Genomic DNA, 23,477 nt, shown 5'->3' with positions numbered 1-23,477 from the left:
TTGCATGTACCTCAAGGTTGAAGGCCGCACCCTGACGCGAGTCTGTTTCGACTATGCGCTGACTCTCCTCGTGGATCCGGACACGCGGATCCGCCTTCAAGCGAACGTGGAGCTGAAGGACGCCGACGGCACCTCAGCTGCGTTTCAACCAGGGGATACTGATGTTCCCGCGGACAGTCTTGTCAGACTCCTGCACAAGGACATCTCCAAGGCGTGGTCGTCCGACGGTGGAGTCCTGACAATTCAGTTTGCTTGTGGGGCGACGCTGACGGCGACTCCCGATCCGAACTACGAGGCCTGGGAGATCCTTGCAGAAGATGGCTTTCGGGTCATTTGCATGCCGGGGGGCAAGCTCGCAATTTGGGATCCGAAGTAGTTGCCATGCCCGACCCGTAGCGGCTCCACTGGCCTCGATGAGCCGAAATATATCGCCGCAAATACATTAAGAGCATCGCCCGCTGAGGCGAAGTATGCGGAAATAGTCATTGGTTCGAAGAAGGAGAGACTTGTGAGAGGTTTCTTCCTCCCACGACCTCTTTGCTGGTAGCTAAATAGTCCCGCTCATGCAGGAAGCCTTCCTGGCAACGAATAAGGCCCCACCGGTCTTGCTCCGGTGGGGCTTATTCGGGCGTACGGGGTGGCGGTGCCGGGAACTACGAGCTCGTAACACGATCACGGGGTCTGCTTGTTGAGTCGTCGCCAGCAGATGAGTGCGCAGGCGAGCGATACCAGGGAGTCGTGGATGTCGAGGCGTCGTTCCCAGCGGGTGGCCAGGCGTTTGAACTGGTGGAGCAGGGCGAAGGTCTGCTCCACGACGTAGCGGAGCTTGCCGAGGCCGCGGATGTCGGGCTCGCCGCGTCGGGAGATGACGGGCAGGATCCGACGCCTGACGAGCTCGCGGCGGACGTGCCGGCTGTCGTAACCCTTGTCGCCGAGAAGGGACTTGGGCCGTCGGCGGGGCCTGCCCGGTCGGCCGGCCACGGGCGGGACGCCGTCGACCAGGGCGAGGGCCTGGGTGATGTCGGGGACGTTGCCGCCGGTGGTGATCACTTTCAGCGGGGTGCCGTTGCCGTCGCAGATCAGGTGGTGCTTGCTGCCCGATTTGCCGCGGTCGACCGGCGACGGGCCAACCCCGGCACCCCCCTTTTCGCCCGCACGTGGGAGGCGTCCACGCACGCGCGCGTCCAGTCGATCCGCCCGGCCGCGTTCAACTCCGCGAGCAGTATCCGGTGGACCTGCTCGAAGACCCCGGCCTCCGCCCACCGGCACAGCCCCCGCCAGCACGTCTGCCCCGAGCCGAAGCCCAACTCCGGCGGCAACTGTTGCCAGGTAATGCCGGTGAACAGCACGAACAGGATGCCCTGCAGACACAGCTGGTCATCCACCGGCCGCGGACCCGGCGACCGCTCCGGCCAGGGCGGCAGCACCGGCCCGATCAGCGCCCACAACTCGTCATCGATCATCCACGGTGCACTCACACCACCACCAACGGACGAATCGTCACACCGGACACGGCCCACCAGCCCACACCCACAAGATCGTGTTACGAGCTCTACGGGAGGCCGTCGCTCGGTGCCGATCGCCACCAGCAGCTCCTGCTGCCCGGGGCAGGTTCCTGGTCCGGGCCGCGAAGGGCAGCACCGCCGCCGTGGCGGCGCAGGTCGTGGGTCCGGGCCCCGACGACGTGCAGGGACTCCTCGAACGCCTTTTTCGCGGTGTAGCGGGCGGGCAGCTCGCACCAGGCCCGGTAGGCGGCCAGCTTGTCCACCAGGACGCCGTTGCCCTCATTGTCGCGGTCCACCTCGACCAGGAGACACGGGAATCTCCGCGCCCGGGCCGTCCCAAGAACGGCGAAGGGGCGGCCCTTACGGGCCGCCCCTCTTCCATCGCTTGTTCTGCCTTCCCGGGCGACCGAAGCCGCCCCCGGCAAGGCCACGATCCAGCCCCTGGTCGCACCCTAACCGAGCCGGCGGACACGGCACGGGTAATTCACCGTCCGCGACGGGGCCACCGGGCCGGCCAGCGTCCCGGCCCCGCTCCCGGACGACCGGATCAGTCGGGGACGTCGGCGTCGGCGGGCAGTTCGGGCAGCGGCCACGCAGGGTCCGGGGCCCAGGCCGGCCAGCCGCCGGCGAACGGGCCGGTGCGGTTGTCGAGCATGGTGATCGCCCGCCCCTTGGCCCGCTCAACCTGGCGGTGCAGGTAGTCGTCGATCACACCGAGGCGGCGCAGCTGCGCGTACTCGTCGCGGTCCTTCCAGTGGGGCCCGGACAGGTCGGGGGTGACGACCAGGTCCAGGGTGTCGATGCCGACCCCCTGCCGGCGGAGATACGGTTTCTCGAAGTTAACGTACCAGCGCAGCGGCTCGCCGGAAGTGTCCTGGAAGCAGTGCACGGAGAACCACTCGCCGACCAGGAAGTGCGACAGCAGGGTGGTGCCGGTCCAGCGGTAACGGCCCAGGTGCCGGCCGCCAGTTCCGTCAGCATCCGCTCGCGCAGGGACTGGTCGCCGGTGCGGGTGGAGGTGATCCAGGACATCGGTGCCAGGCTCTCGATCCCCGGCCAGTAGGCCAGGGTGAGCACGTGGCCGGTGTCCGCGATCACCCGCTGCGGCATCGCGGTCCACACCCGCCCGGCGTGGACGTCGCGGCGCACCGCCGTGGAACCGGGCTGGAACAAGTCGGTGTCAGTCACCACCGGATCCTTCCCGGCCCCGAGACCGGGAAGTCCACTCGAATTTGGGACGGAGCAGTCCCGGCCACACGCCTGGCAGTCCCGGTTGCCGCCGTAGAGGGTGAAGGAGTCGCAGCGTCGGGACCAAGCCGACGTCAGTACGGGACGTCGAAGCAGTAGCTCTCGGTCCACGCGGACGCCCCGTACTGGTTGGCCGCCCGCAGGGCGATGCACACGTGGTCACCGGAGTACGGGCCGGTGACGTGGTAGCTATAACCTGCGGTCGCGTAGACGACGCTCACCTTCTTGGTCTGATTGTCGTACCGGACGTCGTAGCGGGTCGCGTCCGGCTGCGCGCTCCACGTCATGGTGAATGGCATGTCGCAGGCGCCGACACAGCCGTGGTCGAAGGTCGCGTTGTAACCCGCCATCGCCGCAGGCGGCGAGCCAGGGGAGGGGGTGGAACGGGACGGCGAGCCAGGGGAGGAGGTGGAAGGCCGGGGCGTACCTACGTCTCCACTGCTTGTGCCGCCGACCACGATGCTGCTGGGAGCTGGGAAGGCTGGAGGCGTGCCCGGCACGGTGACGGACGCGCCTGGGTTGGGAAGAAGGGGGGAGAGGCCCTGGCTCACAGGGGGTACCGATGGCCGTGTCAGGAGGGCCCCGACAAGGATGGCAATGAATGCGGCGGCGACGAGGACGCCTCGAATGCGCCGCGAAGACTCCGGTGGATCGAGCGCCGAACGGCTGTTTGTGGGCGGAGTCGGCCGGCGCGGCCCTGGCACGCGTGCAGGGGCAATCAGGGACTCGCCCGCGAGAGGGGCATCAAGCATCGATGCCAGATAGCGGCGCCACCACCTGCCCGCCTGACTGCGCTCGCCCGACCCGGCATCAGGGGCACGATCCGAGACAAGCATCGACTTGGCGTACCTGCGCGCGAAGTTCACAGCCCCCGCCCCGTCACCGCAGCACCGGGGCCAACCTCAGCCGGCGGCTCAGCGGGTGTCACCGACGGCTCGACAGGAAACACCTCGCCCACCCTCGCGAGAGCCTGCACCCCCCGGAACGAACCCATCTGACGGATCAACGCGGGCGCGGAAGCCCCTGCCGCCACCGCCGCGTACAGGCCGCTGATCTGCGGGTGGAGCAGCCATCCGGTCAACGCGCCGAGTAAGACGCGGCTGAGCGCAGCCGCCAGGTCGGCGGGCACGTCGACGTACTTGCGGAAGGTCGGCAGCTTGCGCCTGCCTTCACGGGCCAGACGGCGTGCGGCCTGCCAGCTCTGCAGGCGGCCGTTGAGAACCAGAAGCTCCACCAGTAGTCCGCCGACAGCGCCGTAGCCTGCGGCATGCACCCAGTTCACAGGCCTCCCCCCGAAGGCGCCCGTCCGGTGACCAGATGTGTGCGGGTCAGCATTCTTGCCATGATTTCGAGTGGGTCATCAAGATCTTGAAGCCGCGCGCCGCAGTCTCTTCTGAATTGCGCCATGGTTCCCCCCAATGAAGCGTCGGCATTGCATACCACATCTGTGGTACCACAATTGGGGTAGTGTGGCAAGATACCGAAGAACTAGGAGCACCGATGAATCAGGACCGCCGGAACCTGCTGCGCGACGCCGCTATCGAAGTGCTGGCCAGCGCGGGCGGGCGCGGTCTGACGCACCGGGCCGTCGACGCGGCCGCAGAAGTGCCAGTGGGGACCGCGAAGAACTACTTCCCGACCCGAGAGGCCCTGCTGCGCGCGGCAGCCGAGCGGTGCGTTGAGCAGTACGGCCAGGTCGCGGCGCAGATGACGGCCGCCGGCCCCGGGCCTTGCGACCGCGAGGAGCTGGTGGGCCTGTTCGGGGGGCTGTTGGAGAACGTCGCCGGGCCCGGGCGACCGCGCATGCTCGCCTACTTCGAGCTGCGAAGCGAGGCGGCGCGCGATCCCCAACTGTCGGCGATCCTGGACCAGATCGCCACCGACGACTTCACCGGCCTCGAACTCGCCCAGCGGGCCGCCGGCCTCCCGGTCACCCCACAGAGTGCCGCCATCGTCACGCTCGCCCTGCACGGTGCCATCCTTCACCTACTGGTCGACACTCCCAGCACCCTGGCCACCACCGCCGCCGGGCTGGAGAACCTGGACCATTTCGCCCGCAACCTGATCGGCACGGTCTACCCGCAGAACCCGGACGACCGGCGGCATGCCCAGGTACAGCAGTAGCGGCCCTCCGACGGGCTTCTCCCACCTGCCAGACTGCTGCCCACTTTCGCTGCTCCGGGCCGGGCCCGGAGCAGTTCCCGCTGACCTGGGGCGGAACCAACCGCAGACACCTGGGCAAGCCCCGCTCGATGGCTTGCCCAAGGCTTGCCCAGCACACCCCGAAGGGGCATGCCCAGATACTTCATGGCCAGCCAACGACCGGGCCAGCGGCACGGACACGGCGGCTCTCCCGGCCCGGGCGGCTGTCCCGGACCGGATCAGCGGCGGTTCGCCAGAGCGGCCGTGCGCAGCTGGGCGAGGATCGACATGACCTGGTCCTAGTCGCCATCGGAGGTGAACGCCAGGACCGCGCTGATGACGACGTGGGCCATGTCGTCGACCGCGGTGGGCCCGGCCGGCTGTCCGGCCCACAGTTGGAGGGCCTGGGCGAGGAGCTTGGTCATGCGGGTGCCGGTCTCGGCGCCCATCTGCGCGGCGAGCACCTGGAGCTGGTCGGGCGGCAGGCCGTCGTGGATGCCGTGGGCCGCGGCCGTCAGACTCTGCAGGGCAAGGTTGGCGTAGTCGGCGATGGCGACGTGCAGCGGCTTCTCGCCGGGGCCGGCGTGGGCCAGGCTCTCCAGCGCCTGGTCGTCGCCGGTCCAGGCGGCTTCGAGGGCGGCGAGGACGCGCAGGATCTCGTCGGGTGTCACCGGTCAGTCCTCCACGCTCATGCCGAGAGGCGCGCCGATGTCGTGGAACTGCCGGGCCCGGGCGGCCCGGGAGAGGCCGTCCCGAACGGTCGGCACCGTCCCGGGGAAGGCCGCCAGGTGCGCGCGCAGCACGCCTTCGGCGAGGAACCGGATCTCGTCGAAGACCGGGCCGTCGGCGGCGAGCAGGTACTCGGCTTGTTCACCGCCCTAGCCCGGGCCGGCCGGGCAGCCCTGCACCGAGAACCGGGCACCGACCAGCAGCAGGTCCAGCACACCGGGGGATCCGGCCAGCGCGACATCGCCGACCGCGGCTTCGCTCAGGCCGACCGATTCCGCGACGGCGGCGGTGACCGCCGCGATCAGCAGCACCACCCGCTCGTGCTGCTCGCGGTCGGCCGGCGCGTGGCCCTGGACCAGGCCGTCGGCGGCGGCCAGGCAGAACTCCCACGTGGTGCGTGGCGCGGTCAGACTCTCGCTCATCCCGGCGCGCTACCGCCCGGCGTCCGCCCTGGGAGCCAGATCTCCCTCACTGTCGGGCAGAACCGACAGCGAGCTGGGCTGGTAGTCGAAACTCACCGGGGCCTCCCGGGGAACTTACCGGCGCAGGTCAGCGACTGTGGGGTCGGTGAGGACGGGTGCTAGTGCCGCCCTTGTGGCTCTTCTGCTCGGTGCCGATGACGGTCTGGTCGGCGAAGGTGTCAGCGAGGCTGGGTCGGGGCTGGGGAGTTTGAGGCGGAGTGCTGGACGCTGGGGGAGGATTTTCCTGGCTCGGGTTGTCTGTCATGTCCGTCAGTGTGCAGCACCAGCCCGACAGTCGAGGAGACCAAGCCGAGCACGAGGGCGGCCAGGCTCGCCTTCCACCAGGCGGCCTTCGTGTCCTGGATCGCCTTGTTGTGCTCGAACATCTTCACGCGCGAGGCAGCCAGCATCAGCAGGACCCGCTCCTTGGGAAGGTGCCCGTAGCCGTCCAATGCCGTACGCGGTTCGAGGTCCTTGTGCCCTCGGACCCTGACGACCATCAAGCCGCAGCCGAAAGCTGCGCCGTACGCGACGAGAGCGACGACCGCCAGAACGGGCTGGGCTTGGCGCGAGGCGAGGAACTGCGCGGCGGTGGCGGCAAAGCCGACGAGGGCGAGCGCCTTGGTGTCGACCTTCCCGCCTGAGTCGGCCTGCCGCGTGAGGCGGGCGCTGATCTCCGTGTTGAGCAGTTCCAGGGTCGTTAGCTGCTCGGTCTGTTCCTCGGGGGTCATAGGACGAGGCTAGTGGTGGTCCCCGACGCCGGGCCGGGCCGCAGCGGATACCGCCCGAGCCGACCCGACGGGTCAGGAGCGGCGCCAGCGGGACCTGGGGCGTGCGCAGCTGGGCGCAAATCGGGCAGGACCTGCTCGAGGTCGCCGTCGGGGGTGAACGCGAGGATGGCGCTTATGGCGACGTGGGTCAGTTGAGGTCAAAGTCGTCGGGGTCGAAGGTGAAGTCGTCAGGGGTGAAGCCGCCGTAGGAACCGCCGTTGAAGTAGTCGGCGAGGGCTTCGCCGATCACGTGGCGCACGTTCTCCTCGTTCTCGGCGCGGGCCAGGGCGGCGGCCTGCTCGCCCGTGAGGTTGAGGTGGATGTCGCGGGCCCGGACCGCATCGGAGCCCTGGATCTCGAACGTCATCGTGCGTCCGACCCGGGCGTTGATGCCGGAGACCGTGCCGCGCTGCGCCAGCTGGCGGGCCTTGCGTTCCCGGCCGCGCTCGGTGGTCTGCACCTCCAGCGCCTCGCGGCGCAGTTGCTGCTCGTGCTTGGTGGGGTGGCGGGTGCCGTCGATCCAGCGCTGCACGGTGCGCGGCGCGACGCCGTACGCGGTGGCCATGGCCTTGGTGCTGCCGCCGTACTTGCGGTCCCGTACGTGTCCGGCCTGGGTGGTGGACTGCGCCGGGGCGGTGCGGGAGGGGAACAGCGCCTCGCGCACCCGCCCGAACATCCCCCGGGTCCCGGAGCCGGCCATCAGTTCCCGCCTTCCTCATCGTGGCCGGTGCCGGCCGGAGCGGCGTCGGTGCCGGTCTGCTCCTGGTCGGCCGGGGTGCCGTCGGTGGCGTAGTGGTGGGTCAGTTTGGAGGGGTGCTCGCGGCGGCCCATCACCTCGAGCACCGCCGGGAGCGGGATCGAGGCCTCGTGCTTGTGGCTGCCCGGGGCGATGCCCAGGCGCAGCGCTCCGGGGACGGGGGTGCCGTCGTCCTTGAGCGGCAGGAGCTCCAGCGGGGTGGGGGTGTCGGCGGCGTAGAGGTAGGAGTCGACGTTGACCGCGAAGGGGGCGCGGCCGGTGAGCTGGAGGGTCTTGCGCAGGCGGCGGTGGGCGGCGATGCGGGCGGCGGAGATGATGGTGAAGCGGATCTCGGGGCGGTAGGACCAGGTGGCGGCGACCTTCGTCTGCCAGGTCTGGTCGTCCAGGTGGCGGGCGGAGTCGGACCACTTGCCGATGCCGCCCTTGTAGATGGACTTGTAGAGCCCGGCGAGGACCAGGGCGTCCGCGCGGACCGGGTCGTCGCCGACGTCCTTGTGCACGGCGTACGCGGTGAGGAACTCGGTCGGGCTCTGGCCGTCGGTCAGGCCGAGGTCGGCGTAGGTCCGCTTGTATCCGGCGCGGATGCGTCCGGTCCACTCCTTGAGGAGCGGGACGGTGTGGGTGGACAGCAGGGCGTCGGTGATGGTGGCCGAGTCGAAGCCGTAGGTGGTGGCCATGTAGGCGACGGTGGGGGTGGCGTACCAGCCAGGCCCAGTCGGCGGGCGGCCGTGGAACGTGGCCGGGTGGGGCAGCAGCTCGTCCACGGGTGTGGTGGTGTAGTCGCACCACCAGAGGCCGGCGGTCTTGCCGTCGTTCCAGTCCGGGTTCCGCGCCGGCTCCAGCGGGCCCGAGGGAAGGCGCAGGGAGTCGGTGACGGACAGGTAGGACGCGCAGACGTCGACCGCCACCGCCCACTGGCGGCCGGTCTCCTCGGGCGTGAGCTCGCGGGCCCACCACTTGTAGTCCTCCTCCTCACACACCGTCCCGCCCTCGGAGAGCAGCTCGCGGGTGAGGTGGTGGCGGGCCCCGGCCGCCGGCGGCACGCACAGGTCGCCCTTGGGGAGGGCTCCCTCGCGCGAATGGGAGGACCACTCCCCCGTCGCCGTGTCCTTGCCCCACTCCTCGCGCGGACGGACCGCGTCCAGGAGCAGCATCGCGGTGGTGGCGGTCGTCGCGCCGGGGGCGACGCCGAGGTCGGTGGTGAAGGCCCGGAAGCGGCGGGCGAAGGTGAGCCCGTCCTTGGTGCCGTCGGGGGCGGTGGCGAGCGGAACGGCGAGAGCACTGACGGCCTGCTGGCGGGCGTCACCCTGCCCGAACCACGGCGCCACCGTGATGCGCACCGAGGTCTTCTGACCACCGGCCGATCCCTTGCGGCGGAAGACGTGGAACGTGGGACCGATGTGGTCGCTGATCTCCATACCGACGCCTGCGGCGGCCTTCGCCAGCTTCATCTGCAGCGCGGCCAGGGCCTTCTCCGTGGCCGGCAGGGCGGCGGGCAGCCCGAGCTGCTTGAGGGCGGCGGCGGTCAGGCAGACCGTGCCGTCACCGCCCCGGCCGGAGGGGTGGGCCCGCTCGACGCGCAACGGCAGCCCGGTGCCCAGCCACGCGAACCAGTCGCCCAGCTTCGGCCCGGCCGGCGCCGGGACCTGCGGCACATCCAGCGCCCAGGTGCCGTCCTCGGCGCTGTCCAGCGCAACCACCGGCCACCACCTGGCGGCAGCAGCCGAGACAGCGGGAGCCGCGGGCCGTGCCAGGGCGGGACGGCCCGGGGTACGGGCCAGAGCCGGACGCTGGCCGGAGCGGTCCGGCGACGCGGCGGGCGCGGGCCGGGACGGCGCAGCAGTCGAGGCAGCGGCGGTGGGCCGGAGCGGCTCGGTGGTGACCGGAGCCGGGACAGCCGCAACCGGGGCGGCAGGGGCCGGCGGCATGCTCGGCACCGGCTGGACTACCGGGGCGGGGGTGAGCTGCTCGGGCTGCGGCGCGATGGCCACCGGCGCCTGGGCGGCGGGGCGGCACAGGCCGCCGAGGTGCATCGGGCGGCCCTGGGCGCGGTAGACCGAGGGACGCCCGCACTGCACGCACGGCGCTGGCTCGAACAGCACCGGGGAGCCGTCCGGGTTCTGATCCGGCGCCACCTGCTGCTGCGCCGGGGCCTGCACCGGGGCGGTGGGCTGCTCGGGGGCGGGGAAGCGGGCGGCGAGGCCGTCGAGGAGCCGGGCGTAGGCCGGGGTGATGTCCGGCCCCGGGACGGCGCTGCCGTCCTCCCAGCCCCGCACCAGGGCCGAGTCCACCCGTAGAGCGACCGCGATCTGAGTGATCGTCAGTCCGGCTGCCAGGCGCAGCCGCTGCCGCTCCGCCGGGACCGGCAGGCCTGTGCGCACGGTCGAGAGCAGGGCGTCGACCGAGTTCAGCAGTTCGTCGGACATCGGGCGTCGCTCCTCAGCGTCCGTTGGAACGGGTCGCATCGAGCCGGGGGTCGCCGAACAGGGCGTCGAAGACCGGCTCGGTGACGCAGGCGGTCAGGCCCAGCTCGTCGGGGCGCAGGGTGTAGCCGGCGGTACGCCCGAGGTCGGCCACCGCGATCGGGACCTGCGGGCGGTAGTAGAAGGTCAGCTCCCGGCCCGCGAACTCGGTGGGCTCCGTCGCCCGCTCGACCGGGACGAAGGGGAGGGTGAACTCGGGCAGGCTAGCCACGTCAGTCTCGGTGGCCAGGTGCAGGACGCCGTCATCGGTGGTGCGGAAGCCGACGACTAGGTCGACGCCGCCACTGCGCCGGTCACGCGGAAGACCGTGCCCCTCCAGGACCCGGCCCAGCTGCGAAGGGGACATGCCGGCCGCGACGCCCAGGGCACGGCGGTTGGAGTAGCCGCCGGTGGCGTCCGCCTGGGACATCGCCAACTCCTTCACCACGCTCAGGTGGCGGTTGACGCCGTTGATCCGGGCCACCAGGGCGGTGAGCTCGTCGAAGGCTGACGCCTTCGGCGGCTCCACTGGCTGCTCCCGCAGGGCCGCCAGTAGCGCCCGGCCCAAGTCATCGGGCACGTCGACCTGTTCACCGCCGAAGCCGACCCTCACCACAGAACCCCTAAACAGTAGACCCTGCCCAAATGCTACACCTGTCTGCTGTGGGTGGCGCAGAGGGAACCCGAACACTGGCGGGATCAAGGCGTTGGCCGACCTCGGGCGCATGTGCCGCTTCCGTTCGACCACCGGACCGTATGCGGTCGCGGACGTCGTGCCCGAGTTCGGCATGTGGCTGACGTTCCTGGTCGAGCGGGCCGAACAAGCCGGCACCTGCCTGCTGCTGCCCGTCACCAGCATGCTCTCCGAACACTGGGCCACCGGCCAGAGCACCCTGGAGGACCAGAGCCTCGCCTCCCTCCTGGCCTGGATCTCCCCGTCTCCCGGGACGGATGTCGCACAGGCCATGGCCGATGCGGAGAGCCCGGACATCTGCCCTCCTGCGGGCCCCACGACATCCCCCCAGTTCGACAACCGTGACCTGGCCCCGGCCATCAAGCGCTTCGACGCCGCGCACACGGCCGGCGACCCGGTGGCCTTGGCCGCCGCCCAAGCAGAACTACGGGAGCTGATCGGCGAACAGATCCAGCCCACCTGGCGCATGATGTGGAACGCCATCTCGCTGCTGCGCTCCGTCCCCGAGGCTCCGCGGGCCGCCTCCCGCTTCACGCGTGACTGCGCCGCCTTAACCTCCTACTCCGACTACCGTGACGCCGGCGGCCTCCCCCAACGCAAGCGGGACACCGCGATCGGCGCGGCACGGCGCCTGGACCGGCTCGAGCAGGCACTGGTCGACTTCGAGTCCGACATGGCCTTCGACGACCCGTTCGTGCTGGCCGACCGGCGCAGTGTCGGGGAAGCGTTCGCCGGAACGGTCGTGGCCGCCGAACCCGGCCGGGTCATCCTCAGCGACAGCAACCGGCGGGTGCTGCGGCCGCGCGTCACCATCCGCACCGACGATCCCGTGCGCCTGACCGCCGACACCAGCCTGGTCAGCCCGCACATGCCGGATAGCCACAAGGCCAGGATCGTCTCCGCCCAGGCCGACGGGGACACGATGCTGGTCACCGTGGAGGTCACCGGCGGCATGGGAACCCCTCGTACTCCGAAGCCGGGCGGTGTGCCGGCGCTGGACCAGCGCATTGCCTACCTGCCGGACCCGGGCTGGCGTCCGGCGGCGGAGTTCCCCGCGTCCGACAGCACCCCGTGGACGCACCACTCCCCCGCCCCGGCGCCGGACGCCGACACCACCGAGACCGAGAATGCCGCCGCAGAGGGATGGGGCCATGACGACTGACACCACCGCACCCGAGCCGATCACGGATCCGATCGCCGCCGCGAACGCCACCACCACCCGGATCCTGGACGACCTCGCCCACACCACCCAGCGGGCCGTCGTCGTCGACTCCCCTCCCGGGGCCGGCAAGAGCACCCTGGTCGTCCGCGCAGCCCGCGAGCTCGTCACCGGCGGCGAACGCCCCATCATCGTCGCCCAGACCAACAATCAGGTCGACGACCTGATCCAACGACTCGCCGAGGCCAACCCCGACTTCCCCCTCGGCCGGTTGAGTTCCAGTTCCTACATCGCCCCACCGGCCCTGAACAGCCTGACGAACCTAACCGTCGGCCGCACTCTGAACGACCTCTCCGGCTGCCGGATCATCGTCGGCACCGCCGCCAAGTGGGCCACCGTCCGCGACGCCACGTTCCGGTGGGCGATCTTGGACGAGTCCTACCAGATGCGCTCCGACATGCTGCTGAGGATCGTCGAGCGTTTCGAGCGGGGCCTGTTCGTCGGTGACCCCGGCCAGCTGGACCCGTTCACGGTCGTCGGCGCCGAACGCTGGATCGGCCTGCCGTACAACCCGACGCTGAACGGCGTCACCGTGATGCTGGAGCACAACCCGGGCATCCCCGTGCACCGGCTGCCGGTGTCCTGGCGCCTGCCGGCACCCACCGCCCCTGCCATCGCCCAGGCCTTCTACCCCTTCACCGGCTTCACCGCCGGAACCGGCGAAGGGGCACGCACTCTGGAACTCACCACCGCCTCGCTCGGCGGCGGGCACCTGGACGAGACGATCGCGACGGCCTTCACCACCGGCTGGGCCCTGCACGAGCTGCCACGCCGTCACGTCCCGCGCACGGACACCGAAACCCTTCAGACCGCAGCCGACCTCGCCGCCCGCATCCTCGCCCGCGGGGCGTTCGCCACCTGCGAGCGCTACAGCGACGGCCGCCACCTGGGGGCTGACGACATCGCCATCGGCGTCGCCCACCGCGACCAGGCCGACCTGGTCCGGCAAGCCCTGGCCCGCACTGGCCACCCCGACGCACGACGCGTGAGCGTTGACACCGCGAACCGGCTCCAGGGCCGCGAGTTCGAAATCGTCATCGTCGTCCACCCACTGTCCGGGCGACGGGACGCCACCGCCTTCCACCTGGAAGCCGGACGCCTGTGCGTCCTCACCTCCCGCCACCGGCAGGCCTGCATCGTCGTCACCCGCGAAGGAATCGCCGACCTCCTCGACAGCCACCCCTCCACCGACCCCGTCCACCTGTCCGTGCCGGCCAAGTTCCCCGACGGCTGGGAAGCCAACCAAGTCATGCTCGCCAAACTCGCCCAGCACCGCCCCAAGTTCTGAGAGCCAATCAACGCCTGTGGCCACGGCGAGGCGGCCCGCAACTTCGTCCCTGCGCAGCATGGTGCAGCCGCTTCGGCCTTCATCTGTCGTACGTCTCGGGCGGCAGGTCGCTGCTGCGTCCGGTTGCTCGCCGTAGGGCCCAGTTGGCCGGTGGTGCTACAGCCAGACGGCCCAGTCCTGGACAGCGGGCCAGGACGAGTTGCAGGTCCACAGGGTCATCTGGGTGCCGTTCGCGAAGCTGTTGCCCTCGTTGGTGATGCACTGGCCCGAGTTGAACAGCGGGGTCGTCCGGTTGTTACCCCGGTCGTAGTGGCTGCCGACGTTCCACTTCTGGACGCTGGCGCCGGTGCAGTCCCAAAGGGTCAGGACAGTGCCGTTGGAGTAGCTGTTGCCCCGAGGAGTGATGCACCTGCCGCTCTGGACGTGCTTGACCTCGCCCGAGCTGGAGAACTGGAACTTCTGGACGCTGGAGCCGGTGCAGTCCCAGAGCGTCAGCGTCGTGCCGTTCGCCGTTCCGTTGCCGTAGGGCGTGGCGCACTTGGGAGTTGCGCCGTACACGATGAAGTCTTGAGTGCCGGAGACGGCCTGCGAGGACCCGGTGTTCGCCAGGGTGAGGGCCAGGGTGACTGCGGCGACCGCCGCTGTGCGACGCACGGTGTTCTTCATGACAACCTTTCAGACAACAATGGACTGGGCACGGGCGGCTCGCCCGACTCGCCCGAGAGGGACGGCAGTCGACAGGGGAACGCGGGTCGGTCCGGTTCCTGGTCGTTGTGGTGCCGGCTCGGCTCCGACCGCGCCGTGGGCGTGCACGGGCGTTGACGCTCTCCCCCGTGATCCCGTCACTCGGCCGCAACGGCAGTGACCCACTCAGCACCATGTCCGAGGCCGGCCACGGCAGCCGGACGCGCGCGGTCCTCGGCTTCCCCGTCTCCCCCGGTGCTGCGCCAGGCCGCCGAAGCACCCGCGGAGGTGGAGCAACCGGGTGTATTTGATCATGTGCCGTGCGGCATCATCAACTCCCCGTGCGGCTGCGCCGCGACAGTGGGCGTGGGCGGGAGCGGGCGGGAGCGGTGGCGGGGAAGGGGGAGGTGTCGGGGTGGTCGGGGGTGGTGCGTCGCGGCGGAGGTCGCCGAGGTCCGGGTCCGCCCCGGCGTCCCGGCCGCCGAACTGGCGGCCGGCCCGGCCCCGGACGGCATCACCACCGAGTCCTGGCGCCGCCACGTCACTGCCGGCCGCGACGGTGCGTACTGCGCCGCCTCGACGTGGGACCACCAGGCGTTGAGCCCGCCGGCGCGTCGCGAAGGCCGGCGGCAGTACCGCCATGGCGGCACTGCCGCCGTGTCCCGGACCCTTTCGCGCGGCCTGTCGCGTCGAACATGGGGCTCACTCCGAAGACAACGGCCTGGGCCGACGCGATCGGTCCGCTCTCCTTCTCCGCCCGGGTGAACGAGGCGATGGGCTCGTACCAGGAGCGCTGAGCCCGTTCGCCCGTTCGCGGGGTCGGCGTCGCTCCGCTGCGCCCTTCGTGCCGGCACGGGCTCGGCCGGCACCACGTTCGCGCGACGGACGGATGGGATCCGGGCCCCGCGCGGGTCGTTGACCTGGCCCGACTGGGTCCGTATGCGAACCTGACCGGGAGTCAGAGTCGACCGAGAGGTGCTCCGTGGGCGAGATCCTGATCAACACGACGACGGCGAGTATCCAGCGGCAGCCCGCCGTTGCCGGTTTCCTCAACAGCCACTACCTGGTGGTCTGGGAGGACGCCGGTGCCTTCGACATCAAGGGCCAGCTGTTCCAGGCGGACGGGACGCGCTTCCGCGACGAGTTCGTCGTCAACGGCCCCGGGTCGGATCCCGGCAACACCGATCGCGGGTTCCCGGCGGCCACCGGCACCGGGTCCGGCCCGGTCGTGGTCTGGCTCGAGCGCGCCATCAACCCACCGGGCCCGCAGCCCCGGGTGAAGATGCAGCGGTTCGACCTCGAAGGGCGCAAGGCCGGTCCCGAGATCCAGGTCAGCACCTCCGACGCCGACCCGGAGCGCCGGCCGAGTGTCACCAGCACGATCGACGGAGGGTGCCTGGTCGCCTGGGCGGACGCGCGGTCCGATCAGCGCATCCGCGCCCAGCGGTTCGGCCCGGACGGTGCGAAGAAGGGCAGCGAGTTCACGGTCAACGTCACCGAGGGCTTCCACCACAGCCCGATCACGACCCGGATCTCCGGGGACTTCGTGGTCGCGTGGCGCAGCGATCCCTCCGCTCCCGGCGGAGGGGCGCTCACCTTCCGCATCCTCGACTTCGAGGGTTCGCCGAAGACCGGCGAGACCGTTCCCGGCCTCTCCGGCTTCCGGGGTGACCGGGCGATGACCGTGCTCGACGACGGACGCTTCGTCATCGCCCACGTCAGGGGCTTCGGGCCGACCGACCTCGGCGTGGACGCGAGTCTGGTGGAGGCGTCGGTGTTCAAGGCCGACGGCACGAGGTCGGCCGTCTTCTCCGCCACCAGCGCGGACGGGATCAACTCCGCCGCCCCGGCGCTGGCACCGCTGCCGAACGGGCGCTTCCTCCTCTCCTGGGTGCAGAAGAGCGCCGAGACCTTCAGCACCGTTCCAACCGTCCGGGCCAAGGTCTTCGCTGCCGACGTAGGCTCCGTCGGCCCCGAGATCGAGGTCGACAACGGGTCGGCCGAGGACCGCTTCCACCTCACCGCCGGGTCGGTCTTCGACCCGGCGGAGGGCGAGAAGGCCTTCCTCGTCTGGGCAGACCGCGGCGGGGCCGACGGTGACTCGTCGGACACCGCGGTACGGGGGCGCATCCTCGACGTGACGCCGCCGGGCGGCTTGGCGTAGAGCCGGGCGGCGGCCGGCGCAGCCCGTACGAGGTACCGGCCGCCCACCCGCTCGTCGCCACCGTCCTTGGCCAGGTCCAGGTGCCGGGCGCCGACGAACTCGACGGCGGGGCTCATCGCGTCGCTCCGGTTTCGTGGGCGCCCGCGTTGTCCGGGGTCGGATCGAGGGTGTAAGGCACGGCGGACAATCCGTACGTGGCTTACTCATATCTCCACCCTGTCAGGCACGTTCGGCGTCAGATGCCGGCGCCGGTGCGCAGCAGAAGGAGGTCGAGTACCGGCCCGTCGGTGCGGGCCTGGTACGGCCCGGCGTACCGGTAGCCGAGCTGTCGGTGGAGCCGCTGCTCCGGCCGCTGGTCGCCGGGCAGGGCGAGGAGGGAGACCCACTTGGTGCGCAGCGTCTCCAGCAGCGCGACGTGGATGCGGATTCCTGCGCCGAGTAGCTTGGCCTGCTCGCCCTCGAGGTCGTCCCGGCCTACGTCTTCGACCACCGACGGTCTCGCCCGCCTCGCCAACGACATCGGCGTCACCACCGAAGAGCTGCTGGCCTGCCGCCGCTACGCGATCAGCGGCGGCGTCCGGGCGATGGATGGCTGGTAGAACACCGGCTGCACGCGACGGCTTCTGCTTTTGGGCCCTCAAATGAGGGCTCATTGATGAAACCGCCGCAGGTCGGAGATGTGCAGACCGGCGGCGGTCAGATCTGCCGGTCCGGGTCGGAGAAGGTCAGGCCACCGGCCGTGAGTGGGCGCCGGGCCGGAGCGGGCGCGGCCGCGGTCGCGCCGGGCGGCCGGCGGAAGTCCGCGCCCTGCTCCACCGGCAGCAGTCGGCGGCCGCCCACCTGGGCGGGCGCAGAAGCGTCGGTCGCGGGCTCGGAGAAGGCGGGCAGCGAGAGGCTGCGACGGTCGGTCATGATCCCCGGTCTCACAGCCCGAGTGGCGGGCCGGATCGCTATCCGGGAGCCGGGCCGTGACCTTTGCCGGGTCGGCTCGTGGTCGCGGTGCCGCGACATGTGGTCGCGGCACCGCGTGCGGCCTCGCGACCAGGCACCGCGGCCGCCGAACCGGGAACCGGGGAAGAAGACGTCGACCATCACCGAGCACCTGCTCGCCGCCCTCGTCGAGCTCGGCGGCTGGAGCTCCCAGCCGGCCGCACCGGGCGCTTCAGGAGCGTGGTCCAGAGGGCTGCGCGGTCAGCGCCGGCCGCCGCCGATGCGGCGGTCGTCGGCCAGTGCGGTCAGCGGACCGTACTCGCAGGCAAGCTCGTTCCACGTCAGAACCTCGCCACAGCGGGCCGGGAACTCCTCCGGGTTGAACTCGGGCATGGTCCAGGTGCCAGTGCCCCGGTCCCGCAGCCACAGGTCCCCGTCACCGTCGACCACGGTCGGCGGCACCGGTACGGGCTCGGCCTGGTCGGTGGGCTCCCAGGTGACCCGGCCCGGGTGGGAAACGCGGCGCAGCTCGGTGGTGGCCAGCCGCGCTGCCAAGTCACGGGTGGACTCTTCGGCGTCCTTGACCGACGCGAGTCGGAATGCGTCGTCAAGTACGGGCAGGGCTGGATTCTTGCTGCGCTTTGAACTCATACGCTGACTTACCTCCGGTGGGGGCGTCACATCCGTTATGGCACCCGTAGAGAACACGGTATCCGAGGCTGGAGCCGGGCCGACTACGACCACTGTCCAGGTGGAGGCGCTGGAAGACACCGGGCGGCGGGGCTGGGTGGTGAGCTGATCCTGGACGTGGCGCAGCTGCGGGGGCCCGGAGAGGACGTCCTGCTGTGCAGCGCATGCCGTCCCCGTCGTGCAGCACGTCGTCCCGCTGCACGGGAGGTTGTCCCTGGGGTCCGGTCGTGGTGGCCCGCCGAGACGGCGGTGCGGTCCGGGATCGCACCGAGACGTCGATCAGATGTGACGCCGCGTGTGCGCTCTGGGGTCGCGGGTTCAGGCGAGGGCGGTGGCGAGCAGGGTGAAGGCGGCGATGATGACGGCGACGCGGCCGTAGTGGAAGCGGTCCCAGCGGTCGCTCTGCTCCCGCCAGTTGGCGGGGCGGTTCTCGGGGGTCCACGTCTTGCTGCGGTTGTTGATCGGGACGAGCAGCAGGACGGACATCAGGACGCTGAGGACCAGCAGTGCGGCGGCGGTGACGACGAGGCCGGCGCCCGGGTGGTGCCATCCGGCTATGGCCCATGCGGCGCTGAGTGCGAGGGAGGTGAAGTACCAGAAGGGCATCAGGGTGCCGAGCATCCGGCCGCCGTGGGCGCGGCCGAGCTGGTAGCTGTCTTCGGGCAGTGCGCCGAGGATCCGGTTGACGATGAAGGCGACGGAGAACTCCACCCCCACCATCACTCCGACGACCACGACGGTGACGACCTTGAGTGTGTCGAGCATGGTGACCCCTCCAGGAATCTAGCGCTGCTAGGTGATGAGGCAACGCTAGTACTACTGCCGCTCACTTGTCTAGCAGTGCTAGAATTTCGGTCATGTCGGTACAGGAACGCAAGGAACGCGAACGGGCGGCCCGCGAGCGCCTCATCGTGGCGACGGCCCGCGAACTCGCCGAGCAGCAGGGCTGGGACGCGGTCACCACCCGCCGCCTCGCCGAGCGCATCGAATACAGCCAGCCCGTCCTCTACAGCCACTTCCGCGGCAAGCGCGAGATCATCGGCGCCGTCGCCCTGGAAGGCGCCACCGAGATGGCCGCGGCGCTGCGGGCGGCGACCTCCGCCGCGGACGGCCCCCGCGCCGAGGTCACCGCCCTCGCCCGCAGCTACCTCGACTTCGCCGAACGCAACCCGGCGGTCTACGACGCCATGTTCCAGCTCGACGGCGGCCTGGCCTTCGCCGCCCAGGACACCCCGGAACCGCTCAAGGACGCCTTCGCCGCCCTGCTGGAAACCCTCGCCGTCGTCGCCGGCGACGACGTCCACCCGGGGCTGTTCACCGAGGTGTTCTGGGCCGCCCTGCACGGCGTGGCCACCCTCACCCGGGCCGGACGGCTCCCCCCGGCCGAAGCCGAGCGGAGAGTGGAACTGCTGGTGGACCGCCTCCCCGTGATCTGACCCACCATCCCGACGGACGGACAGCCAGGGCCCGCCAACCCGGCCCCGCCGGCGGGGCCGGTACTTGGTCGCCGTCACCGCCAGCGGCAGGTGAGGTCCGTCATCGGCGGCAGCAACACCGCAGCGTCCGCGTCCGGGCCGCTCGACGTCGCGAGCGCCTGGCCGACGTCCGGGTACAGGTGCAGGCCGGCCGCGCGGACCACGTCGGTCCACGCCACCTCGGTCCGGTCCTCGGCGTCGATCTCGACGGACGCGAGGTCCTGACGGACGGTCAGCGGGACGCGCAGCACGTGGACCAGGTGCAGGCGGTGGAAGACGCCGTCGCGGCCGGGCCGGGTGGTGAGCTGGTCCTGGACCCGGCGCAGCCGCGGTGGGTCGGGCAGGGCGGCGGTGTCCAGGCCGAGCTCCTCCCGCAGCTCCCGGGCGAGCGCGGTGGCGGTGTCCTCGCCGGGGTGAACCAGGCCGCCGGGCAGCGAGTGCTGGTCACCGAAGATGCTCACCGCCGGGATGCGCGCGGGCACCATCGAGGCCGAACAGGGCGGCCGGGTGCCGCTGTGGGAGCGCCGGTACGTGCGGTTCCCGCGGCTGCTGTTCGTGCTCACCGGCACCGGCCGGACCGGCTTCGACAACCGCGTCGGCGGGCTGCGGACGCACGCCCAGGAGCGGCACGTCGCCAAGATGCTCCAGGCCGTCCCGGCCGCCGCCGGCCTGGAGGACCTCCAGCGGTACGGGCCGAACGGGAAGGTCTGGTACCCGCTGGCCAACCGCCGAGCCGAACCCGTCGGCTTCCACGAACTCACCGCCGTCGGACTGCCTGACCCGCTCCCACCTTGATGGCCGCCCCGGGCGTACCGGGGCGGTCATCAAGGTGTCCAGCGCCAGGTGGCCGGTTCGGCAGGCTCAGCGAACGAAATTGCAGACCTTGCTGGGCGGGCACGGCTCAGCAGGGCCGTTGTTGCCTTGGCCGATCAGAAAGAACACCGCCGCCACCAGCAGCAGAAAGCCGCCTATGACGACCGTTCCCGGATGGCGGCTGTACCAAGCGGCCAACCAGGCCGTCATCTTCTGGCGCCAGGTGCGGCGAGCCGGGCCGGCCGCATCGTGACGGTCACCCGTCATAACTCCCCCAGGATTGCTCACTCTGCGGACATGAGTACCTGGGCTATTCCCGCCCCAGCCCGTCTACTACCCGTACGAGGAAGAGGAGTTGGCGCTCCGTCAGCCGCACCGCGCCGCGCAGCGGTGCCCAGGGCAGCGGGCAATCGGGCAGGTCCACCGGCTTCACCCAGACGGCCGTGACCCGGCGGCCGCCGCAGCGGCTGCACCGGCATGAGCACCGGTGCAACACGTCTCCGGGGGACGCCACAACTCCTTCGCGCCTGTCGGATCTTGACACTAGAGTGCCCGCCAAACGACATCGCCCTTCGGGGCGCCGGGGAGGGTTTTCCAACCATGGCAAGACATATGGGGCGGTGGCGGGGCATTCGTCCTGCAACTTTGGTCACTGCAGCCGCAGTTGCCTTCGCGGGGGTGATGCTGTCCGCCTCGTCGGCTGCCGCTGCGCCGCCGATCCAGCAGGTGCCGCAGGTCTCGCTGGCGTACACCGACGCGACCACGCCGACGACGAGTTACCCGCAGCCGACGGGCGAACTGCCGCTGGGCAGCTGGCTCGACGAGCAGGGCACCGCCCACAAGTCGCGGATCTACGCCTCCTTCGACCTGGCGGGCTTCGCCGCCAAGGACACCGGGAAGCACGTGGTGGCCGGCTGGTTCCTGTTCGGTGAGACCTCGGCCACGAGCTACGTCCCGCGCACCGTCGAGGTCTGGCAGACCGCGACGCCGACCGCCCCGGTCACCTGGCGCCGGGCGCCCGCCGAGAAGAAGCTGCTGGGCACCGTGGCCACTTCGGCCGGCGGCCCTGCCTCGTACCTGCGGCTGGACCTGAACAGCGCGGCCGCCAGCGCCGCCGCGTCCGGTGGCCACACCCTCTCCCTCGAGCTGCGGCTGTCCGACGCGGACGAGGCGAACACCGCGCTGGGGCGTCGGCTCAGCCCCCGCATGCTCATGTACGCCACGTCCAACACCGCGCCCGGCGCGCCCACCGACCTCTACAGCCAGCAGTACACCTGCGCGGACAAGGCGCGCCCGTACCTGGGGACCCTGACGCCGCCACTGACGGCGATGCTGCACGACGCCGACGCGAACGACGAGTACCTCACGGGCACCTACGCCATCTGGCCGGCCGGGCACCCGGAGCAGCGCACCGAGTTCACCAGCAACACCATGACCAAGGACCGCGGGAGGGCCGCGAGCGTGCCGCCGGGCGTGCTCGCCGACGGCGGAACGTACGCCTGGCAGGTCCGGGGCGGCGACGGCACCGAGCTGTCCGCCTGGTCCAAGCCCTGCGCCTTCCACGTCGACGTCACCCGGCCCACCGCCGCACCCGTGGTGACCTCGGCGAACTTCCCGGAGGGCCAGATTGGGCCCGGCGGGGTCCCGGCCGAGTTCACGCTCACCTCGAACTCGACCGCGGACGTGGAGGGTTACCAGTACAGCTGGACCCAGGACTTCCCCGTCGACGGCTGGTCCGACGGCCCGAACGGGCTGCCGCAGTGGACCGACCCGTACACCCTGCCGGGCCGCGTCCGGGCTCCCCAGCTCGGTGGCGCGGTGAAGGTCACGCTGTCGCCGCCGGACGCCGGCCCGGCCACGCTCTTCGTCCGCAGCCTCGACCGGGCGGGCAACCCCTCCCCCACGACCAGCTACCGGTTCCACGTCCCCACCACCATGCCCGTGGTGACCGGCCTGCCGGCACCGGTGCTGCTGGACACGCCCTTCACCCTGCAGCTGGCGCCCAACGCGAGCCTGGCCGCAGTGGACAGCTACACCGTGCAGGTGAACTACGACACGCCGCAGACCGTGGCGGCCGCCGCGGACGGCACCGCCTCGGTGACGCTCGCCCTCGCAGGCGCGGGCGGCAGCATGATCACGGTGCGCAGCCACAGCCCGAACGGCTGGGTCAGCTCCTCCAACCGGCTGTTCGCCTACGTGGACACCAGTCCCACCGTCACCTCCGAGACCTACCCGGAGGACACCGGATCCGGAGCCGCCGGCGGCGGGGTAGGGGTCACCGGCGTGTTCACCTTCGCTCCGAAGGTGAAGAACACGGCGTCCTACACCTACGCCCTCGACTTCGGTGCCGAGACCACCGTCGCCGCAGCGGCGGACGGCACGGCGCAGGTCTCCTGGACCCCGGACACCAGCGGGCAGCACATCCTCTCCGTCTACCCGACCGACCGGGACCGACGGACGCACGAGACGTACTACTACTACTTCAACGTGAGCTGACGCTGCGGTAGCAAGGCGAAGGGGCACGCGGCCTGCGTGCCCCCTCGCTGTGTTCCGTCCACGGGTGCCGGCTGTCGGGGCGGTGTCAGGCCGGGCGGGCACAGTGGTGTCACGCCGGAAGGGACAGCGCACCGTCCCCGAGGCTGGGGTACCTGGGGCGGCTGATCGGGTGCCGGGCTGGAGAACGGCCGAGCAGGGCCTTCGGGCCCGCGCAGGTTCGAATCCCGCCCTCTCCGCCGCGCGGGCCGGTACGGAGAGGCCGGCGGGTGGGAGCGCCGGCGGCCAGGTTCGCGGGCAGTTCGGTGACCACGTGAAGCGGCGAAGCGACCGGGCCGCACCAGGAGGGCAGCGGCCGGGCCGGGAGCGACGGGGGAGCGCTCCGGGCCCGGCCGGTAGGAGGCCAGCCGCATCCGGGTCGGGGCGCGGCTGCTCTGCACGGCGGCCCGGGTGGAGCCTGTGGTGGGGCTGCCGTGCCGGGAACAGTAGACCCGGCTGCTCGGCCACCGCTAGGGCTGTGAGCAGGGATTTTTCGGCCGCGAACATGCCAGCCGCATGTGCGGGATCACCGCTCGGCGGGCCAGCCCGGGTAGTGGGACGGCGGCAGCAACGAACGGCTGTCCAGCGGGCCGGGCCGTCCGCGCTGGTCATCACGTGCTCCAGGAGCCGGGCCACGGTGACCGCCTCGGCGTCGGCCGCGGCCTCCCGGAACACCGGTGGGCCTTCCGTCCCGCCGCGGGCGTTCTCGTGGTCCCAGCAGTACGACCAGCCCTCGCCGTCGGCGGCCCGGTTCACGGTGAGCAGCAGGTCGACGTCGTCGTGGTGCGGCAGATCGCTGCCCTTGAACGCCTCGAGTTTGGGCCCGTTGCGCTCCTTCCGGCGGCCTGCCGGATCGGTCTTGGTCTGGTGGCCTGGGGACAGAGGAGCCGGTCTACAGGCGCGGGCCGATCGCC

General features: G+C 71.1%; 27 protein-coding genes. 8 read left to right on the top strand and 19 right to left on the bottom strand.

The window, feature by feature from the left end; translation table 11 throughout:
• The first annotated feature begins 4 nt into the window (after positions 1-4).
• Entirely contained in the window at positions 5-376 is a 372-nt protein-coding gene (locus F4556_RS37340) for a DUF6188 family protein (RefSeq protein WP_184925954.1), read from the top strand.
• 296 nt (positions 377-672) lie between these two features.
• Here F4556_RS37340 and F4556_RS37335 read toward each other — a convergent pair.
• The 5 genes from F4556_RS37335 to F4556_RS37315 all read right to left on the bottom strand — a co-directional run bounded on the left by F4556_RS37335 (position 673) and on the right by F4556_RS37315 (position 4,035).
• Positions 673-1,463 (bottom strand): IS5 family transposase gene (locus F4556_RS37335; protein ID WP_184925951.1). Its coding sequence is split into 2 segments (ribosomal slippage): positions 673-1,148 and positions 1,148-1,463, totalling 792 coding nucleotides; the frame shifts between segments, so codons are not numbered across the junction.
• Between the two features lie 89 nt (positions 1,464-1,552).
• Positions 1,553-1,801, bottom strand: a complete 249-nt coding sequence (locus F4556_RS37330; RefSeq protein WP_184925949.1) for a hypothetical protein — start codon at positions 1,799-1,801, stop codon at positions 1,553-1,555.
• Between the two features lie 251 nt (positions 1,802-2,052).
• On the bottom strand, positions 2,053-2,625 hold the full coding sequence (locus tag F4556_RS39930; protein ID WP_512699297.1) for a ribonuclease FAU-1 family protein: 573 nt from the start codon (positions 2,623-2,625) through the stop codon (positions 2,053-2,055).
• A 202-nt stretch (positions 2,626-2,827) separates the two neighbouring features.
• A complete protein-coding gene (locus F4556_RS37320) occupies positions 2,828-3,103 on the bottom strand; it encodes a hypothetical protein (protein WP_184925942.1) in 276 nt (91 codons plus the stop codon).
• Between the two features lie 512 nt (positions 3,104-3,615).
• Positions 3,616-4,035, bottom strand: coding sequence for a hypothetical protein (locus F4556_RS37315; protein ID WP_184925939.1), 420 nt, complete (start codon positions 4,033-4,035; stop codon positions 3,616-3,618).
• A gap of 218 nt (positions 4,036-4,253) precedes the next feature.
• On the opposite strand from F4556_RS37315, the gene F4556_RS37310 reads away from it, so the two are divergent.
• The gene (locus F4556_RS37310) at positions 4,254-4,877 is read left to right on the top strand and encodes a TetR/AcrR family transcriptional regulator (protein WP_184925937.1); all 624 of its coding nucleotides are present in this window, start codon (positions 4,254-4,256) and stop codon (positions 4,875-4,877) included.
• Positions 4,878-5,194: 317 nt separating this feature from the next.
• Here the strand turns inward: F4556_RS37310 and F4556_RS37305 are convergent, their stop codons facing one another.
• The 7 genes from F4556_RS37305 to F4556_RS37280 form a co-directional block, all read right to left on the bottom strand.
• Positions 5,195-5,566, bottom strand: a complete 372-nt coding sequence (locus F4556_RS37305) for a hypothetical protein (protein WP_184925934.1) — start codon at positions 5,564-5,566, stop codon at positions 5,195-5,197.
• Between the two features lie 3 nt (positions 5,567-5,569).
• Complete coding sequence (locus F4556_RS39295; RefSeq protein WP_281403852.1) at positions 5,570-5,698, bottom strand: hypothetical protein; 129 nt, start codon at positions 5,696-5,698, stop codon at positions 5,570-5,572.
• 75 nt (positions 5,699-5,773) lie between these two features.
• The gene (locus tag F4556_RS37300; protein ID WP_184925931.1) at positions 5,774-6,046 is read right to left on the bottom strand and encodes a hypothetical protein; all 273 of its coding nucleotides are present in this window, start codon (positions 6,044-6,046) and stop codon (positions 5,774-5,776) included.
• A 218-nt stretch (positions 6,047-6,264) separates the two neighbouring features.
• Entirely contained in the window at positions 6,265-6,816 is a 552-nt protein-coding gene (locus tag F4556_RS37295) for a hypothetical protein (RefSeq protein ID WP_184925928.1), read from the bottom strand.
• 187 nt (positions 6,817-7,003) lie between these two features.
• Positions 7,004-7,555, bottom strand: coding sequence for a hypothetical protein (locus F4556_RS37290; RefSeq protein ID WP_184925925.1), 552 nt, complete (start codon positions 7,553-7,555; stop codon positions 7,004-7,006).
• On the bottom strand, positions 7,555-10,038 hold the full coding sequence (locus F4556_RS37285) for a helix-turn-helix domain-containing protein (protein ID WP_184925922.1): 2,484 nt from the start codon (positions 10,036-10,038) through the stop codon (positions 7,555-7,557). The genes F4556_RS37290 and F4556_RS37285 overlap by 1 nt, the downstream gene beginning before the upstream one ends.
• Positions 10,039-10,051: 13 nt before the next feature.
• Entirely contained in the window at positions 10,052-10,654 is a 603-nt protein-coding gene (locus F4556_RS37280) for a hypothetical protein (RefSeq protein ID WP_184925983.1), read from the bottom strand.
• 145 nt (positions 10,655-10,799) lie between these two features.
• Between F4556_RS37280 and F4556_RS37275 the strand changes: the two genes are divergently transcribed.
• A complete protein-coding gene (locus F4556_RS37275; protein WP_246512050.1) occupies positions 10,800-11,930 on the top strand; it encodes a hypothetical protein in 1,131 nt (376 codons plus the stop codon).
• On the top strand, positions 11,920-13,275 hold the full coding sequence (locus tag F4556_RS37270; RefSeq protein ID WP_184925919.1) for an AAA domain-containing protein: 1,356 nt from the start codon (positions 11,920-11,922) through the stop codon (positions 13,273-13,275). Before F4556_RS37275 ends, F4556_RS37270 begins: the two co-directional genes overlap by 11 nt.
• A 156-nt stretch (positions 13,276-13,431) precedes the next feature.
• On the opposite strand, the gene F4556_RS37265 is transcribed toward F4556_RS37270, so the two are convergent.
• Positions 13,432-13,929, bottom strand: a complete 498-nt coding sequence (locus tag F4556_RS37265; RefSeq protein WP_184925917.1) for a ricin-type beta-trefoil lectin domain protein — start codon at positions 13,927-13,929, stop codon at positions 13,432-13,434.
• Between the two features lie 1,012 nt (positions 13,930-14,941).
• Here F4556_RS37265 and F4556_RS37260 point away from each other — a divergent pair.
• Positions 14,942-16,123 (top strand): hypothetical protein, encoded by a 1,182-nt coding sequence (locus tag F4556_RS37260; protein WP_184925915.1) that lies wholly within the window; start codon positions 14,942-14,944, stop codon positions 16,121-16,123.
• Between the two features lie 235 nt (positions 16,124-16,358).
• On the opposite strand, the gene F4556_RS37255 is transcribed toward F4556_RS37260, so the two are convergent.
• The 4 genes from F4556_RS37255 to F4556_RS37240 all read right to left on the bottom strand — a co-directional run bounded on the left by F4556_RS37255 (position 16,359) and on the right by F4556_RS37240 (position 18,508).
• Positions 16,359-16,613, bottom strand: coding sequence for a hypothetical protein (locus F4556_RS37255; RefSeq protein ID WP_184925913.1), 255 nt, complete (start codon positions 16,611-16,613; stop codon positions 16,359-16,361).
• 206 nt (positions 16,614-16,819) lie between these two features.
• Positions 16,820-17,035: a hypothetical protein gene (locus F4556_RS37250; RefSeq protein ID WP_184925911.1), complete on the bottom strand. Its 216-nt coding sequence runs from the start codon at positions 17,033-17,035 to the stop codon at positions 16,820-16,822.
• 279 nt (positions 17,036-17,314) lie between these two features.
• Positions 17,315-17,704 (bottom strand): hypothetical protein, encoded by a 390-nt coding sequence (locus tag F4556_RS37245; protein WP_184925909.1) that lies wholly within the window; start codon positions 17,702-17,704, stop codon positions 17,315-17,317.
• Between the two features lie 357 nt (positions 17,705-18,061).
• Complete coding sequence (locus F4556_RS37240; RefSeq protein ID WP_184925907.1) at positions 18,062-18,508, bottom strand: anthrone oxygenase family protein; 447 nt, start codon at positions 18,506-18,508, stop codon at positions 18,062-18,064.
• Between the two features lie 92 nt (positions 18,509-18,600).
• On the opposite strand from F4556_RS37240, the gene F4556_RS37235 reads away from it, so the two are divergent.
• Positions 18,601-19,179 carry a TetR/AcrR family transcriptional regulator gene (locus F4556_RS37235; RefSeq protein ID WP_184925905.1) on the top strand — a complete coding sequence of 193 codons (579 nt, stop codon included), beginning with the start codon at positions 18,601-18,603 and terminating at the stop codon, positions 19,177-19,179.
• Between the two features lie 74 nt (positions 19,180-19,253).
• On the opposite strand, the gene F4556_RS37230 is transcribed toward F4556_RS37235, so the two are convergent.
• Positions 19,254-19,679: an NUDIX hydrolase gene (locus tag F4556_RS37230; RefSeq protein ID WP_313069340.1), complete on the bottom strand. Its 426-nt coding sequence runs from the start codon at positions 19,677-19,679 to the stop codon at positions 19,254-19,256.
• On the opposite strand from F4556_RS37230, the gene F4556_RS37225 reads away from it, so the two are divergent.
• Positions 19,672-20,013 (top strand): hypothetical protein, encoded by a 342-nt coding sequence (locus F4556_RS37225; protein WP_184925980.1) that lies wholly within the window; start codon positions 19,672-19,674, stop codon positions 20,011-20,013. The genes F4556_RS37230 and F4556_RS37225 overlap by 8 nt on opposite strands.
• Before the next feature lie 66 nt (positions 20,014-20,079).
• Here the strand turns inward: F4556_RS37225 and F4556_RS37220 are convergent, their stop codons facing one another.
• Positions 20,080-20,298 (bottom strand): hypothetical protein, encoded by a 219-nt coding sequence (locus F4556_RS37220; RefSeq protein WP_184925900.1) that lies wholly within the window; start codon positions 20,296-20,298, stop codon positions 20,080-20,082.
• Between the two features lie 414 nt (positions 20,299-20,712).
• Between F4556_RS37220 and F4556_RS37215 the strand changes: the two genes are divergently transcribed.
• The gene (locus F4556_RS37215; RefSeq protein WP_184925898.1) at positions 20,713-22,527 is read left to right on the top strand and encodes a hypothetical protein; all 1,815 of its coding nucleotides are present in this window, start codon (positions 20,713-20,715) and stop codon (positions 22,525-22,527) included.
• The last annotated feature ends 950 nt before the right edge of the window (positions 22,528-23,477 follow it).

It is taken from the genome of Kitasatospora gansuensis (assembly GCF_014203705.1).
Lineage (GTDB): Bacteria > Actinomycetota > Actinomycetes > Streptomycetales > Streptomycetaceae > Kitasatospora > Kitasatospora gansuensis.
The sequence above is the reverse complement of the archived record's forward strand: the minus strand, read 5'-3'. Positions and strand labels throughout refer to the sequence as shown.